The sequence below is a fragment of the Aeribacillus sp. FSL W8-0870 genome (assembly GCF_037963755.1).
In the GTDB taxonomy this organism is placed as follows: Bacteria; Bacillota; Bacilli; order Bacillales; family Aeribacillaceae; genus Aeribacillus; species Aeribacillus composti.
This window is the reverse complement of sequence record NZ_CP150165.1, coordinates 894,010-909,772: the sequence shown is the minus strand read 5'-3', so window position 1 is coordinate 909,772 and position 15,763 is coordinate 894,010. Positions and strand designations below refer to the sequence as shown.

11 protein-coding genes and 1 pseudogene are annotated in these 15,763 nt (G+C 36.1%); 1 reads left to right on the top strand and 11 read right to left on the bottom strand.

The genetic code is table 11. The features are described 5' to 3' along the window. Nucleotides 1-259 precede the first annotated feature (259 nt). Nucleotides 260-1,435: pseudogene (locus NSU02_RS04365) on the bottom strand (DUF2075 domain-containing protein); the annotation flags it as partial. A gap of 122 nt (nucleotides 1,436-1,557) precedes the next feature. Here NSU02_RS04365 and NSU02_RS04360 point away from each other — a divergent pair. Then, nucleotides 1,558-2,739 carry an IS701 family transposase gene (locus NSU02_RS04360; RefSeq protein ID WP_339194425.1) on the top strand — a complete coding sequence of 394 codons (1,182 nt, stop codon included), beginning with the start codon at nucleotides 1,558-1,560 and terminating at the stop codon, nucleotides 2,737-2,739. Between the two features lie 631 nt (nucleotides 2,740-3,370). On the opposite strand, the gene csx2 is transcribed toward NSU02_RS04360, so the two are convergent. From csx2 to NSU02_RS04310, 10 genes are all read right to left on the bottom strand, one after another. Further along, nucleotides 3,371-4,702, bottom strand: a complete 1,332-nt coding sequence (gene csx2 / locus NSU02_RS04355; RefSeq protein ID WP_339194423.1) for a TIGR02221 family CRISPR-associated protein — start codon at nucleotides 4,700-4,702, stop codon at nucleotides 3,371-3,373. 17 nt (nucleotides 4,703-4,719) lie between these two features. Further along, a complete protein-coding gene (locus NSU02_RS04350) occupies nucleotides 4,720-5,904 on the bottom strand; it encodes a CRISPR-associated protein (protein ID WP_339194420.1) in 1,185 nt (394 codons plus the stop codon). 211 nt (nucleotides 5,905-6,115) lie between these two features. Beyond that, the gene (csx20, locus tag NSU02_RS04345) at nucleotides 6,116-6,502 is read right to left on the bottom strand and encodes a CRISPR-associated protein Csx20 (RefSeq protein ID WP_339194417.1); all 387 of its coding nucleotides are present in this window, start codon (nucleotides 6,500-6,502) and stop codon (nucleotides 6,116-6,118) included. A 25-nt stretch (nucleotides 6,503-6,527) separates the two neighbouring features. Further along, nucleotides 6,528-7,625 (bottom strand): type III-A CRISPR-associated RAMP protein Csm5, encoded by a 1,098-nt coding sequence (csm5, locus tag NSU02_RS04340; RefSeq protein ID WP_339194414.1) that lies wholly within the window; start codon nucleotides 7,623-7,625, stop codon nucleotides 6,528-6,530. Beyond that, nucleotides 7,622-8,674, bottom strand: coding sequence for a type III-A CRISPR-associated RAMP protein Csm4 (csm4, locus tag NSU02_RS04335; RefSeq protein ID WP_339194412.1), 1,053 nt, complete (start codon nucleotides 8,672-8,674; stop codon nucleotides 7,622-7,624). The genes csm5 and csm4 overlap by 4 nt, the downstream gene beginning before the upstream one ends. After that, nucleotides 8,671-9,438 (bottom strand): type III-A CRISPR-associated RAMP protein Csm3, encoded by a 768-nt coding sequence (gene csm3 / locus NSU02_RS04330; protein WP_339194409.1) that lies wholly within the window; start codon nucleotides 9,436-9,438, stop codon nucleotides 8,671-8,673. The genes csm4 and csm3 overlap by 4 nt, the downstream gene beginning before the upstream one ends. Before the next feature lie 16 nt (nucleotides 9,439-9,454). Then, entirely contained in the window at nucleotides 9,455-10,039 is a 585-nt protein-coding gene (gene csm2, locus NSU02_RS04325) for a type III-A CRISPR-associated protein Csm2 (protein WP_339194405.1), read from the bottom strand. Next, nucleotides 10,036-12,423 (bottom strand): type III-A CRISPR-associated protein Cas10/Csm1, encoded by a 2,388-nt coding sequence (cas10, locus tag NSU02_RS04320; RefSeq protein ID WP_339194403.1) that lies wholly within the window; start codon nucleotides 12,421-12,423, stop codon nucleotides 10,036-10,038. Before cas10 ends, csm2 begins: the two co-directional genes overlap by 4 nt. A gap of 131 nt (nucleotides 12,424-12,554) precedes the next feature. Continuing rightward, nucleotides 12,555-13,724: an ISL3 family transposase gene (locus NSU02_RS04315; protein ID WP_021292746.1), complete on the bottom strand. Its 1,170-nt coding sequence runs from the start codon at nucleotides 13,722-13,724 to the stop codon at nucleotides 12,555-12,557. 663 nt (nucleotides 13,725-14,387) lie between these two features. Next, a complete protein-coding gene (locus NSU02_RS04310; RefSeq protein WP_339194399.1) occupies nucleotides 14,388-15,257 on the bottom strand; it encodes a DUF4097 domain-containing protein in 870 nt (289 codons plus the stop codon). Nucleotides 15,258-15,763 lie beyond the last annotated feature (506 nt).

Here is a 15,763-nt window from a genome sequence, read left to right as displayed (position 1 = left end):
CTGATTTCACTTTTTATTTTATAAATGAGGTGTTAAATGATTATTAATTAAAGTTTAATAATTGTAAAATCGGGATTAATATTATGAATTTTTTCGGGAACGTTCCCAAAAAAATGAACAACCTTCCTTCTATCAACATTTCAAACATTTTAAGTTCAGGATGGTCAGATATAGTGAGAAAGACTTCTAAATGTGTAAGCTAAGTAAATAAGGAGCAAATTTCAGTGGTTTGAAAATATGAAAAGGCTAATTGGGAGGAGGTGTTTCGAATGATTTCATCGGCTAGTTTTTGTGCTTTTTCTGGCTGTTCTTTCATTATTTTTTTGATGCCTTTTAATGAGGTGTCTGTTTTAGCTCGTTTTGTATAGTCTGTTTGAATCTCGCCATTACGACATATTAAGTCTTCTCCAATAATGACGCCTACATAGTCAAATTCAAGCCCTTGACAAGTGTGGATACATCATGCTTGTAATACCGAATCTTCATCTATCGCCCACGTTTCTGTGTTACCAAGATTCCAGCTCATTTTAAAGTTGTGATCTGGTAGGACAATATCATAATGATTTGGATCATTCTTACTTTCTTTTTTCCAATCCCAACAGTATCCGGCTACAATCCGTGATTTATTTCTTCCTTTATTTAGTCGTTCTATTTCTTGCCTTAATTCGTTTGGATCCGAATAAATATGGAAGTCGTAGTTCATATCAAAATAATTGGCATTTGCCGTTTTTCGAATTTGCAATACATCATCAATCCATGTTAAATAGCCATCAGACCCATTACATCGAAATTGTGACTCTAATCTGGTTCTTAAAATAACAGCACCAAACTCTTTTGCATATTGTTCAATTAACTTGGTACTACCTATATCTTTTATCGTAACCCGTTGCCTTTCGTCGATAAAAAAGATTGCTAGTTTAGAAGCTTTAATAATTTCTTTTATTTGATGCTCGCCCAAATTTTGAAACATTCCTGATTTCTCATTCAAACGATGTGCTTCATCAACAATAAGAGCATCAAATTCATTTTCAGGCGTGTTTATAAAGCTACCTGAGCCTGTAAATAAATTATCGATATGGCCTTTTCGAAAGTCTTGACGTAGTTTACGAGCATATACATTTCGTGGAGCTGCATTTTTCGTCACGTATTGACAGACTAAATTTCGATTGGTTAGCTCCACTAATAAATTAATTGCTAACACAGATTTTCCTGTACCTGGTCCGCCTTCAACAATTAATACATGTTTTGTTTTTGTTTTCTCCATTTCTTTCGCTAGCTGAAGTGCTGTTTCGTATACTACTTTTTGTTCATCAATCATTGTAAATTCTCGGTTGCCTTTTAACATACGATTAAGAGAATCTTGCAAAGATTTCGATGGACGGATTCTCCCATTTTCAATTTTGTACAGGTTTTCTTTATTGTCACCGTATTTTATATCTGTAGATGAGCAAATTCGCTAACATAAATTTACAACCAAACAAAAAAAGAGACATGAACCCGATTCCTTGATTAGAATAGATGTGTCACCAAAACTATTCACAAGGAGGTTCATGTCTCATGAATAGATTAGCACATCATCAAGGAATCCACAAGTTTTTCACGATGTTGGGGTTGGCACTTTATTTTTCAAAACCTGTCATGAAGCATCTCGTTCATATCGTGGATGCGCTGACCACCAAAGGATTTGCGGGAACATTGACCGATCTTCATCATTGGAGCTTTCATCCGAACCACCGCACGACACTCAGCCATTTTTTCACGAAAAGCCCTTGGGATGAAGAGACGCTGCTTCGCAAACTTCAACAGTGGATGCTTTGTCGTGTCGAACGCATCGCCAAACAGGAGAATCAACCCCTTTTTGTTTCGATCGATGATACGATTTGCCAAAAAACCAAGCCTTCGTCACAGGCAACGCACGCCATTCAAGGGTGTGATTGGCACTATTCTCACACAGAGAAAAAGTCGATCTGGGGACATTCTCTCGTTTGGCTCATGGTTCATACGATGACCCAGGCTTTTCCCTTTGCGTTCCGCCTCTACGACAAGGCGGCTGGGAAAAGCAAGGGGGAACTCGCGATCGAGATGCTTTCTTCTTTGGATGTACACCGTCCTGTTTATGTGCTGATGGATTCGTGGTATCCATCGCAAGCGCTCGTGGAAGCCTGTCTGAAAAAAGGATTTCACGTCATCGCAATGCTCAAAACGAACCGGATTCTCTATCCGAAAGGCATCGCCATCCAAGCCAAACAGTTTGCCCGCTACATCGAACCGAAAGACACTCACCTCGTCACGGTGGGAGAAGAGCGTTATCGGGTTTATCGCTACGAAGGCTCTCTCAAAGGTCTCGATGATGCCGTGGTGCTGCTCGCTTGGAAAGCCGATCAGCCGATGACATCGGAACATCTTCACTGCGTCTTGAGCACCGACCGGGATCTAAGCGATGAAGAGATCTTGCGCTACTATGCCCAGCGTTGGTCGATCGAATGTTTTTTCCGTCAAGCGAAAGACCAGCTGAAACTCGATGGATACCGCGTTCGCGGACGTCGGGCGGTGAAACGCTACTGGATCTTGGTGCAGCTTGCTTACGTGTACAGCATGTTCGAGTCGAACAGCGATGTTTCTGATGGGCTCGATCTTCTGCGCAAGAGAAAAGGACATAGCCTCGTGGAGTTCATTTACCGTGCAGCGAAACAAAATATTCCCATTGATACCGTGAAAAAACAGCTCCACGTGGCATAAGGGGTACCCTGTTTGTCTCTTTTACATGGTAATTATTGTAATTAAAATTGCTCATCTACAGTAGTTAAGATAAAAACTCTTTTTCTTATGGCAGATACAAATGACAACGTTTAGATTGCTCATCTACAGTAGTTAAGATAAAAACCCCAAAAGTTGTTGATATGACAAAGTTTTGATAATACTGGAAATTTTGTTATTTTCATTTTAACGTAAACAGGAATTTTTATCAATTCTTTGTTTTTCATTTATTTTTCTGCAGTTTTTGTGTCGTTATTCAAAAAAATAAAGTGTCGTCGATCCCCCGGGATTTTTGCACGATTGGAGGTCGACGACAATTTTTTAGAAATGAGATTTCATTTTATATTGGATAATGAAAGTTACTTATATTTTCATAACAAACTTTGAATTTTATTTTTTCGTTTGGACACTTGTTATTTTTAAATGCTAATTTTCTTTTAAATCTTGTTGATGGTTTAATTTGATAAAAATCTCTTTTTATTTTCCAATTGTTTTATCTCAAGAGAAACCCTTGCAGTTAGAAACCAGAGGAAAAAGAGTATTTCGACGAAAAATCTTTTATGTAGAAACAAGAAACTACCATTTTGTCAACAACCATAAATTCTATTTTTCATTATTTTAAATTGTAATTTTTCGAAGAATTTGATACTTCTTCAAAAAATGGCTTAAATTTTTGGATGCTTTCAGATAATTGTTGATAAAATTTTTGTGGAGGGCGTGCATCCGTTCTTGTGCCTGCGTGGTTAATATCATTCCGATATTCTGTGATCGGGTTGAAAGGTTTAAGTAAATCTCGATAAGGTTTAAGTTTTTCAACTATATCCGCAACAAATGAAGGATTTTTTACCTGCCAATCTTCCTCAGGAATTCGCTCCAATAAAATACGAATCGCTGAATGCAAATCGGTACGAATATCTTTGTTTGTTTCGTCCAAACGGAACAATCTGCAAATAGCTGTCACCACATTTTCCTGCAACAAAGTGAGTCCGGGTTGTATTAATTGATTTTTTTCACACCAATCGGCCATTGCAAAAAGATTCTGAAAGGGATCTTCCGTAAAATTTTCATATTTCTTTTCCATTTCATCCAACAACGGAATTAACGGTTTAACCGTGTCCGTTTCAATATTGCGAACCTTATTTAATTGCTCGCGGAATTTTTTTATTTCTTCTGCAATTTGCAAACTGCGGGCTGTTTGCATCAATTTTCCGACCATATCAAGTTGATTCGCTAATTCTCTTAATTCTGAAACTTGTTTCCTCTCTTCTATAGTAGAATCTGGATCTGTATATATTTTTTTCACTTCATTGGATGTAAATTGTTGAATGACTGTTGCATCCCCTGTCCGAATAAATTGATCCACTCCATTTGTCCAATCAAGTAGCGCTGCCATATTGGTTACATCAATTATAGGCACCAATCGTTTTTCAACTGGTATGTTATCCACTTTTCTAGGATTTCCTAACTTTTCAAAAAATCCATACATAATCTTACCAATTGATGCTTTTTTTACTAATCTTGCATAATTTAATACTATTAAAGAAACGAACGGAATAGTGCGAAAGCTATGGGTGATATCGAAATAAATGCAATCACCTTCTTGAATCTCATTCAAGATAGCATCAAATAATTGCCAATTCGCTCTTTCATCTTGTGAACTATCAATTACAACTAATTTTATGTTTGCTTTAGGATCAATGCGATGAAAAGTTGTTTTTAAACCTTCCACTAATTGATTTTCTTCATTGACCCGATCGATCCAATTATTTTTTTCCGCCTCCTTCGTTGAAAAAATTACAACATCCATTTCACCATCTTTTTTAAAAAGTTCATAAATGGCCGTTTGAACAAAACGGGTATAGGAGGAAGTTTCCCCCTGATATGTATAAAAGCAAGGTTTGTAATCACTAAGTCCTAAAAAAGAAAGCAATACATTTCTTGCCATCTTAACCACCACCATTTTTAATTTTTGATCAAATATTCCGTTATATCTTCAAAACCGGACTCTTGCTGGTAGATTCCCTTTCCTTTTGCAGCCTCCCGCTCATACAGGTTGTGATCGAGCCATAAATAGTTGGCGTATAGAACATCTTCCTCTTCCTCGTAACGATAAGCCAAGCGGAATGGGGTTTTTCCATTTCTTGCTCCTTTATAAAGATGAAAATTTATTTTTTTCGGATTCAATTGAAATTGCAGTTCATGCCTGATTTCTTCTTGCCGTGCTTCACCGTGTTTTAATTTTTTGACAAGTTCCCGCATTTGCTGATAAATAAAAATAGACTGGTGATGATTTTGTTTTGTAAAATCCCGGACTTGTTTTGATGCAACATATTTTGTTCCAAATAAATGCTCATATTTGCTGCGTTCAAACAAATACAGACCAAATGCGGTCAGACCAACAAATTCATCTTCCAAATGAAATAAAGAAGGAAATTGTTTAATAAATCTTCGTTCTGCTTTCGTTAATTCGCTTAAAGGTTGATAATTTCTTTGGCATTTGCGTAGTAGCTCCACATTTTGATGCACAAATTCATCCTTTATATCCAGCGGAATAGGCGGTATTTCATGCAACACTTGATTCGTTTCATGTAAATATGCTGTGGGATAATTTAAAAAGGAACCTACAATTGATCCAAAGGAGGTCATCACTTTATATCCTCCAATTGGCGCAAAACATGTAGAATTCGGTTCACCCTGTTCAAGTGCAATACTAAGTTTTAACAAATAATCACCAATGGTAGCATTTAATTTTGCTGGATTTGACACATCAATATCCACAAATAAAGCTTCCACATGAGCCTGAAAATATTTTTCAAACAAATAACAAAGCAATTCTTTCGAGATTTCCCCGCCAACTGTATTGGTTAAAAGAAGGATAACCTTTGGATGTTTTCCAAGCTTCCCTTTCTCCCTTAATGCATATAACATGGAATACTCTGCAGAAACTTCTGTTGGTTTTTCTAAAATCTCACTATCAACAGTTCTGGCAAACTGGAGATATTTTTCTTTTATTGAGTCAATTTGTTCCTTTTCGGCTTTTTCTTGCAACGAAACATTTATATCAGGTGTGTCATTGCTTTTTTGGCTAAATATGTTGTCAGAACCAAAAATGGAAACACCGCATGTCATAACTACTGTATGGTACATAGTATCACCCCCGCTTCTATTCATAGGAACACATTCATTGAACAATTCACCAGCGAAGACTGAGGAAATAGTAAAAAGTTCATTTCACTTGAAAGTAAGTATTCTCCGTTCTTGGTTTTCAATAAATGTTTTTCCTTTAGAATTATGCAATCAGCACCAGCACAACAATTTTTTATCAATCCACTTTTAAAAATAGCAACAACAAATCTATTTATTGTGGATACTCTCTAAAATTGACATGCTGAAAGATGCGATTCGTTCGAATGGTTCCGTCCTTTAGTTGTTCTTCTATCACTTTCCTTTCAGTTGTAGCATAATAAACAGCGTATCCTCTTTTCTTTAACCATTGAACGAGGCAAAATGTTGCGCCAAATTCCCCTTGAACAATCAGTTTGTCCCCTTTTTTCAACTGTTTTGAAAGCCAATTTTTTATTTCTCTTAAAAAATCTTCTTGCCATTCCCCTGATGGGGGAATATTGGACCATATTTTTTGCAGGGAATCCGGCAGATACACAATATCATCAATTTTAAAACGTTGGTTAATTTCTTGTATTTGTATTTCTGACAATTTATGAGACAAAATGACAAACAACTTCATCTTAAAACTCCTAAAATAAGTTTCTCTAAATCATAATATATACCCATCCTAATACCGATTCATAAACCTGACCGTTTTGAATAACAGATCTTGTTCTAGGAAAAGGAAGATAACTTCCCAAATTTGTTTTATTTCTAATCTTTTTAAGATCTTGTGGTGAAAATAAACCGGCAATTGTATTATCATAAAACGTTTTAGCGCTTCCCAGCCTCATAACAGCACCGTTTTGTTCCTTCTCAAACTGCTGTGCACTCTTCAGCAATTTTTCATATAAGTCTGTTACCAGACTAAGTTCCGGAATTTTCAATTCCTTCAGTAAATTCCATTCTTTCTCAATTAGTTGTTTATAAAAGGAATTGACCATATGTAAAATCTTCCGTTCGCCGTTTTCTCCTTCTTCACTATATAAATAAGAAAATCGTTTATCTAAAGAGTGATAGTTCCGCTTTGCTTTACATTGAAGCCGAAATGTCAATTGTGTATTTTCCGGGATGGCTTCTTTTGTAACGGGTATAGTTCCGGTTTTCTTTTTGAAATCAAACCGCAAAGTTTTCACAATCATGATTTCGTCAGGTTTTAACATCGTTGAATCGGATATATGTAAATGTTTTAATAAATCATTTTCGAATTTACCAAATAAATCCTCACCATTAGATTGTTTCATATTTTTGGGAACATCATCAAGGGAAAAACCGTCTTCTTGACGATGTACAAATAATAAACCTGTACGAACAGCACCTTTAATGCTGCTTCCCGGAATAAAAGGTCTTGCACTGCTTTTAATACACTCTTGAATTTCTTCATTTTTTACATCGGCATTCGTTTGAACGGCTGATCTTGCCAATTGCTTATAATTCAAACCATACTCTTTAAAAAAGTGTTTTAAGGTATAAACATCGTTTGTATATTTCTTTGCAGAAATCCTTTGAACAAATTCATCAATAACTTTTTCGTTATTTTCCATTTCATATAATGCCTTTTCGACCTTATGAGGATCAATAATATAGACCATTCCGGTTTCATCATCAAAAATATAATCACTATACGGAGAAAGGATGTCACCATTGCCAATATGGAGAGGAGTAACTGTTTCTAAACGGAGGGTTAAGCCATTTCCCATCATGTTTTCCCTCCAAAACCAACAAATATGCTTTTCCCATATAAATAAACGGAATGATCAAAATTTTCAGGCTCTACATTGATCATATCACCTTTTACTTTTTCCCTAAACAAACTCCCCTCATTAATGACCATGGCGCTTTTTTTCCGAACTGTTTTTCCACCTAACGAATATACAAAGCCACTTCTTTTTTCCAATTCATAAAAATACAATTTTCCTGCTTCTTCTTTTTTCGGAAAATAAGTGGAAAGATTCATAAAATATCGCCCCTTTTGCGGCAATGTATAGGAAGTTTCTTTCCATTCAATTTTATGAAAAAATCCTTTTCCTAAACTTCTTTTTCCTCCAATTCCTTCATCTGCCAATAATTGAATGGCCGCGTTTAAAAAGACAGGCAGCTTTCCGTCAATTATAAAATACATAAAGGGTTGGACACGATAATATTTTGTTTCGTCAAAGGTCACTTCCAAATGCTCTTGAAAGTAAAATTTGCCCGGCTTCTTCAAATCTCTGCTTACTTCCACTCCAGGTTTACTGTCAAAATGTAAAAAGCGCAAAGACTGTAATTCTTGTTCTGTACATTCTAAATCAGCTATTTCTTCCCGTAAAACAGCAAATTTTTTCCCGATTAAAACGATTGAGCGAAAATCAAATTTGCAAGCCTCCTCTTCTTCATTCCAACTTTTTGACAGCTTTTCCAATAGTTTTATTGAAACATAATTTATTTTTTTTATTTCCTTATAGGAAACGGAATGTTGTTCAGTGCTCATAAAATCCACTTTTGGCCGCGGAAAAAAATAGATCGTCGCACCATTTTTATGTTGTTGTTTCGGCAAAAAATCCAACCCATAAAAGATGGAGGAAAAATGAATATGATCTTCACGTAACAACGATGTAAATTCACTTAACTGTTTATCCCCATATAAAAGGACGACATTATTCATTAACGCAGAAACAAGTTGATCTGAAGAAAAATGATCCTTTAAGTCACCGCTGGAGTCGCCAAAATGAAATTTTGCATGATCATTAAGCAATAGTTTGGCTATTTTCATGCTTTCTCTTCCTCTTCTACCAAACTTTTTAATTTATTTTTTGCCTCTTCGTCCTCAAAATCCGATAACAAACCCGAAAAAATCTCTTTGCCTGTGCCTCCGCTTTCATAATCTGAGACAGTTTTCAATAAAATGGATACATTTTGAAATTGGATTCTTCCGTAGCCCCGTGAACCGTTTCCGCCCAAATAGTCATCTTCAAGCAATCTCAATGCGGTTATTACTTGATGAAAATATTCGATATCTTTTTTCGTCAAAATATTATAAATCATATTAAAATCGAATATGCTCCCAGCTGGAACCCGTTCCTGCTGACGAGGATGAGCTGCCTTTGAAGTTAATCGATTAATTTGATTTTCCCATTTTCCTTCTGTATAGGTAAGTTCTAAATTGGAAAAAATCCCTTCTTTTTTTTCCATTTGTTTTTTTGTATTCTCATTTAATTTTGCATCCCTTACGTATAAACGGGTCGGTCCCGCCGTTATGTTTTTATTTTTAGTAGGCAGGCCTGTTCCAAACACTGTGCAGATAAAGCATTTATCCGTTCCACATGAGCAAACTTCTGTACGGCCCTCACGTTTTTCGATCAAACTGCGAAGCTTTCCCTTCAATGATGAGCCTGGTATATAAGGAACACCTTCAGAATTTTTAATGACGTTATTGTCAATTCCCCCAATGGCCACATCACTTTTGGATCCTCCTATTGCCAGTCCCGTGAGCACTTCAATATGGCCTGTAATTAACAATTTTCCTAACAGTTTCACGATCCATTACCTCCGTTTATTTTAATTCTTCAGCATATTTCAAATAGGCAAGAATAGCTTCCATAAACTGTTGTATGTATTGTAAATGGAGAGTATCATTTTCTCCAGTCGGCCTTGCATGTTTCACCAAGTAATCCAATATATGCATTAATTCTCCTACTCTCGGCTTATCTGAATTCCGACCGGCCAAATAGGCAAACTGGGGGCGAAGTCGTTTCAATTCGCTAATGCTTTTAGCTCTCATGATTTGGTCATAAATTTTTCTTACCATCGAGGTAGTAACTTCCGCTTGATTCTTGGGACCTCTTAATTTTGTTGCGTATTCTAAAGCTTTATCGCAAAACTCATCATAATCACAGTTGTCCAAACGTAATACATTATTTTTAAAATAATAGGCATAAGGGCTTTCAATTTCTGAGATTTGTTCCCTGGAACCATTTCTCGTCAATAAATAATAAACTTCTTCATTTTTTTCACTGAGCGGCGGTCCCGCGAAATTTTCTCTCGTAATCTTAATTTCTTTTTTGTCAGCCGTAATCATATATCCAAAGTTGTCCCTAACGTTAAAAAACTTAATTCTTCCTTTTAATTTAGCAGTCATTCATTCTCCTCCTCCGCTTTTCTTGTCGCTAATTCCGCCCATTTCACCGCAACAGGAATGATCATAATTTTACGGATTTGATCCCTTTCTTTGGAATGAAAAAGATTATGAACAACGATTTGACGGTATTGATGGACTAATTGTTCTACGTAATCCTCGCCTGCAGCTTCTTTGCCAAACTTTTTGCAACGGTAGTTATAATTTTTCTTAATATCCCGTAAATAATAATAGAGCCTCCAAAATTTTACGTGCTGAAACTTACCCTGTGTAGAATCTTTTAAAATATGCTTAAATCCAAGTGTACTTTTATTCACTTTATACAACACGCTACGATTATCGTATTCAATGACCATTTTTTCTAAAATAGATTCAATTTCCTTTACTTGCTTAAACTCTTCCCAGTTAAACACTTCCCCCATTAATGAAACTTTGTTTTTTATAGGCGGAAAATTACCGTTTGAAATACCACTTGCTTTTTTTGCCGCTTCTAAAGAGTTTTCCGTTATATCCGCCGCACGAGTAACTGGAAATTGATAGGAAAATACATTCATTCCTGCTGAAAAGGTTATATAACGATTTTGGCAAGTAAATAATCGGAAATACTGATAAAATTTCTCTGCAAAAGCAAACACATCTTTCCAAGTTCCAACCACATATGTGTCATCTCCACCAGAAAAAACAACGTATAACGTTTCTTGCCAGCGATGTTCTTCTATGAGTTGGTTAATATAGCCTCCAAAGTATAAGCCTAGCATTCTACTTAACACGGACACTCTCGAAATGGAGCTGCGCTCCCCTAATCCTTGACCAAAAATCATCCCCAAATTATCAACATCCAGTTTTAAATGAGCAAGTTTCGCATCCCCTCTCCCATTGACGATAGCTCTTTGTGATAATTCTTCAAACGTAACTTGTCCATCCTTTCCTTGAGGTAAAAAATAAGCTCCAAATTGAAACCCATCACAATGATCCTCAACAAAATTCGTATCATTGATTTTGTACCATTGTTCCTGCTTATTAGGTGAATATTGGTTCATGTTGGAATAAAATGAAATATCATAACCGAATTGCCGAAACATATCTTGATATGTGTTATAGTCAAGGTCATTAGAGGTAGCTTTTCGAAAGACTAAATATGCAGCATCACGTAATTCATTCGTTAAATTAATAAAACTTTTGCACATTGTACAGACAGCCATAGAATCATCATCATCAAAAAATTCTTCATTTATAGGCCGTTTGCTGCCAAATGAACCGCAAACTTTGCACACATGAGATTCATCATTACCTTTATCCAGCGGTCCAAAAATCTCCTTAAACTTAGACTCAAGTCCAAGTTCACTCCATTTTCTTTTTTTCAACCGACTTGTTTTTGTTTTCGATGATTCCCATACACTTGAGAAATTTTGAAAATCGGCCATGGAAACAGGAACAAAATCTATCGCAAAGTAAATCTCACCATCATGCCCTTCAAGCAAATGCTGCAAAATTTTTTCCCGGATGCTCACAAATTTTTCTTGTTGGCAATAAGGTGCCAGAATGAAGAAATTTCCTCCGCCATTATATAAAAGGCTCGTTGAATGCAGTTCCAATTCATCAAGTATATAACGTACAATAACGTCTGAAAGCAAACTTATGTACACGGAACGTCCTTTTAAACTTTTAGCAGCTCCTTTTGAAGGGATATTAAAAATAAAGTTTTGAATCCCTGATACATCCCCATGGATTAACATAAACTGTTTAGTTGAACGATCAGACGATTCATTAAACTCTTTAATATCCAAATATCCTTTTTCATATTGCTTATAAAGAGAGCAAGCAATAGCAGCATTCGTTTTCATTAAGTCGTATAAAGAGATATCAACAGTATTGGCGTCAGCAACACTCCAAAAATATTTTTCTAGCAAAAATAGCAGCTGCTCTTTCTTATGTATTTTCTCAAGTTCTTTCAAAAAGGAAGAAAACAATTGTCCGATCGAATCGCTATGAACATTTTCGGTTGGCAAAATATTTGACAATTCAAGCGGCTTCAACGGGTACATAAAACTTTTTTTCTGCTGTTGATCAAATAAATTGGAAAATATAGACTGAAGAGGAACAAAATTATTCACTTTCGTCCCATCATGTATCCCATATTCCAATGTACTTAATTGAGAAGCCCTTCTAACAAAAAAGTTAATGATGCTAATGTTACTTTGATCGGAGGATAAGTTTTGATAATATTTTTGAAAAAAGCGGTTTTTATTACTTAAAGAATGGATCGTTTGCATATACAAAGTTTCAGTATCCGAATCGTCTATCAATTTTTTTTCGATAAACATGGGATAAAGATAATGAAATAAAGAAGCCAGCCAAATATGATTCTCCATCTGATGCTTATCCATTCCCCAACCTCCTTCTACAAAAAATCGTACTATTCTACTATATACGACAAAAATCTTACAATTCCTTTTGAAAAAACTAACAATTACACATTTTTTTGGTTCATCACCAAAAGATGTACTTGATTTTTACGTTAAAATGTGATAGAGGTCTCTAGACGGACACGCAAAGTAAAACGCTGGATATTTCGATACCCATATCCTCGCCTTTTGATCAATTTTATTTTGTTGTTGATTCCTTCCATTGGACCATTTGAGTAAGAAAAAACGATGCAAGAAAGCACTGCGTCTCTTCGGGTGATGAGTGCCTTGGCAATACTGCGTACGGCGGCACAGTCGCTAAAAAGGTACCGGTCAAACCATTGGGTCAAACGAGTTTCGGCTTGCTTTCTTGTTTGGCTTTTGGATACGTAACGGAAATGTTGAAGTGCTTGATAGACATCACGTAAATAAGCACTTTCTTGGCACCATTGTCGAACTTCCTGTCTCTCTTCTTCTGTTAATTTTTCTGGACGTTGGCTTAACAATCGGCACACGCGGCGAACGCTTCCATGTTTGGTTCCGCCTTTGGCAAGGTATTTGCGACAACGTTCCAGTGCATCGGTGAATAACTGAATCACATGGAAGTGGTCAAGAACATGGATGGCTTTTGGACATACCTTTTCAATGGCTTTTCTCATGGCAGGAGCCAAGTCGCTGACAACATACTTCACTTTGGAGGCGACGGGTTGAAGCGCCTCCACAATGGCTTCTTCATTTTTTCCAGAAGCAATGGAAAGGACATTCCGAGTCTGTGTGTCCATCACCGCTACTCCGTAATCATGTCCCTTTCGGAAAGCGAATTCATCCACACATACTACTGTAGGATTCGATGTTGGTAAAAGAGCCGGGGCATATTGATAAAACCAGCGTTCTACTGTCGTATAGGCGAGTTGTAACAAGCGAGCGACTTCTTGAATCGTTTTTCCGATGCATAACTGGGCGACCCAATGTTGAAACGATTCCGTCGCGATACTGTGAGACGGAAGTCCCGGATAAGAAACGGTGAACGTCAGAAAACAGGCTTGGCAACGCCGTCTTTCTATGGGAAGTTCAATCCAAAATAAACCGACCGTATTTGTATAGCCATGAATCCATTGTTTTCGTTTCGATGATATTTTGGTTGTCCGTCCGAAGCAAGTCGGGCAGATCGGACAATGAGGAGGGAGGGAAAGTTCAAAAATCCATCGTTCTCCCTCTTTTCGTTCTCCATGAATAAGAAAGCCTGGTAAAGTGATCAAATCTTTGATAAACTGAGATTGCATGCGAAATTTCCTCCATGGTTGATGGTTTGGTCACCTTTACCATACAGGAAATTTCGCATTTTTTGTACCCTTGATCAGAAAACAACCTGATTGTCAAGTACATTTTGTGGTGAAGAGCCATTTTTTTACATTTGTTAATTAATTTGTCACAAATAATAAAAACGTAACCTTAGAGCATATGTCCTAAAGTTACGTTCACTATCTGTGTGATTTATTATTAATGAAATTTATGTAATAAGATGAAAAATGGAACAGAACGTATTTAACAATCAGTTGAAACGGAACTTCTAAACGAAGTCATTCCGACCATTGATGTTTTACTATTGAAAATGAAATTGTTTTTCACTCAAAAAAGTCAATGCATAAAATTAGAGCTTTTCTCTCTGTTTAACGTTTCTGTTTTCTTACCAAAATACTAATACGTTCTTTGAAGGATTGTATGGATACAAAAAATAAAATAATTGGTGCTCAGCTATACAAATGATAAGACGAGGAATTTTATTTAAAAAGCAGCCTAAAACACGAATATAGAAGGTTTAGGCTGCTTCCTTTTTCTATTGACTTTTAATATTTAAGAGTGCGGCACTTGTTAAGTATTTTATTAAAGAGATAGACATCATTCTTGCTTCCCTAGTTAATCAATGAACGCTTTTTCACATCATTTTAATAAATTTTAATGTTGCCGCTTGATACGCTTACGTCGATAGGATGTTCACCGGACCCATGGGTACCTTTGATGTTTTTATTATCTATTTTTTTGCTAGTTAGCGGAAAATCACATGTTATATTGCCGCTGTTTGTCTTTCCGTTTAAAGTAAAGTCAGCATCAGTCGGAAGATTAAGATCCACCACTCCTGAACTTACTTCAATATCAACTGAATCTGTTAATTCATCCATTTGTATATTTAAATTTCCAGATGATAGCTCAGCCTCAATAGCTCCGATATAATGCTTTACTTTGAGGTTTCCAGAACTAATATCAAATGATCCTGTTTCTGTCGTTAATGAGTCTATATCGACATTCCCCGACGAACTATCATGCTCAAAATGTTTAACCGATACATTCTTCAGGTTGACGTTTCCCGAGCCTATATCTAATATTAATTCATCTAGTTTCATCGGTTCATTTTTTGAAAGGCCAGAGAAATTCAAATTCCCGGAGCCAAGATTTATAGCCATGTTTCGATCATAATCTTCAGGGATGTAAATATTCAATCTTGCCTTGTTATGAAACAACCACCCCAACCATTTCCATTTCTGTTTCGCACTTACTTTTACTTTGTCTCCATGCTGTTTAACAGTCAGCTTTCCCTTTCCATCTAAATCAGCTTTTAAATCTTCTCGACTTTCCGGAATAATCGTTGTGCTAACACCTGAGGCATCAATTTCAATCATTTCAATTCCCTCTGATGTAACGGACTGGGTTCTTTGATTTCCTAAAGGCCACCAACTAAAATTGATTGGATTCAAAAAGATAATATATAAACCAATAAATCCGATGATACCCAACAGAATCACAAAAAATCTTTTCAATGTTTTCCCTTCCTTCCCAAGAATTTTTCGCAGCTTTATCACTTGATTTGTTTATCCTTTAGCACTCCGTTCAGCAAGGAGCAACAAAGTAGCACCGATCCTCCCCTTGTATACAAAATATTTTGACTAGAATTTTACATAGTCTTCTTCCACATATTGCGAATTTTCATACTAACATGTCAATGAAACGTACTAGCTTCATTAACAAATCCCTAGTGCAAGAAGTTCGCCTAAACAAATACAGAAAAGCAATGCCTCTCCAAATCCACAGCCTTTTCGCGTTCTTATTTTAGAGAAGATTTTTAGCCTCATAAACAACTATTATCCAAAAACTTCAAGCTGGATTGATTAAATGAATTTAAAAGAAAAACAAATTCAATTACTTTTCTCTTCCTTAGAATACAGAGAAAAGTGATTTTCCAAAATGGACCTCAAATGTATATTCAACTAAGTCTTGAGACTTATTTATGATGAAATGATTATGGGGCCTGTCCCCCACTACGTGA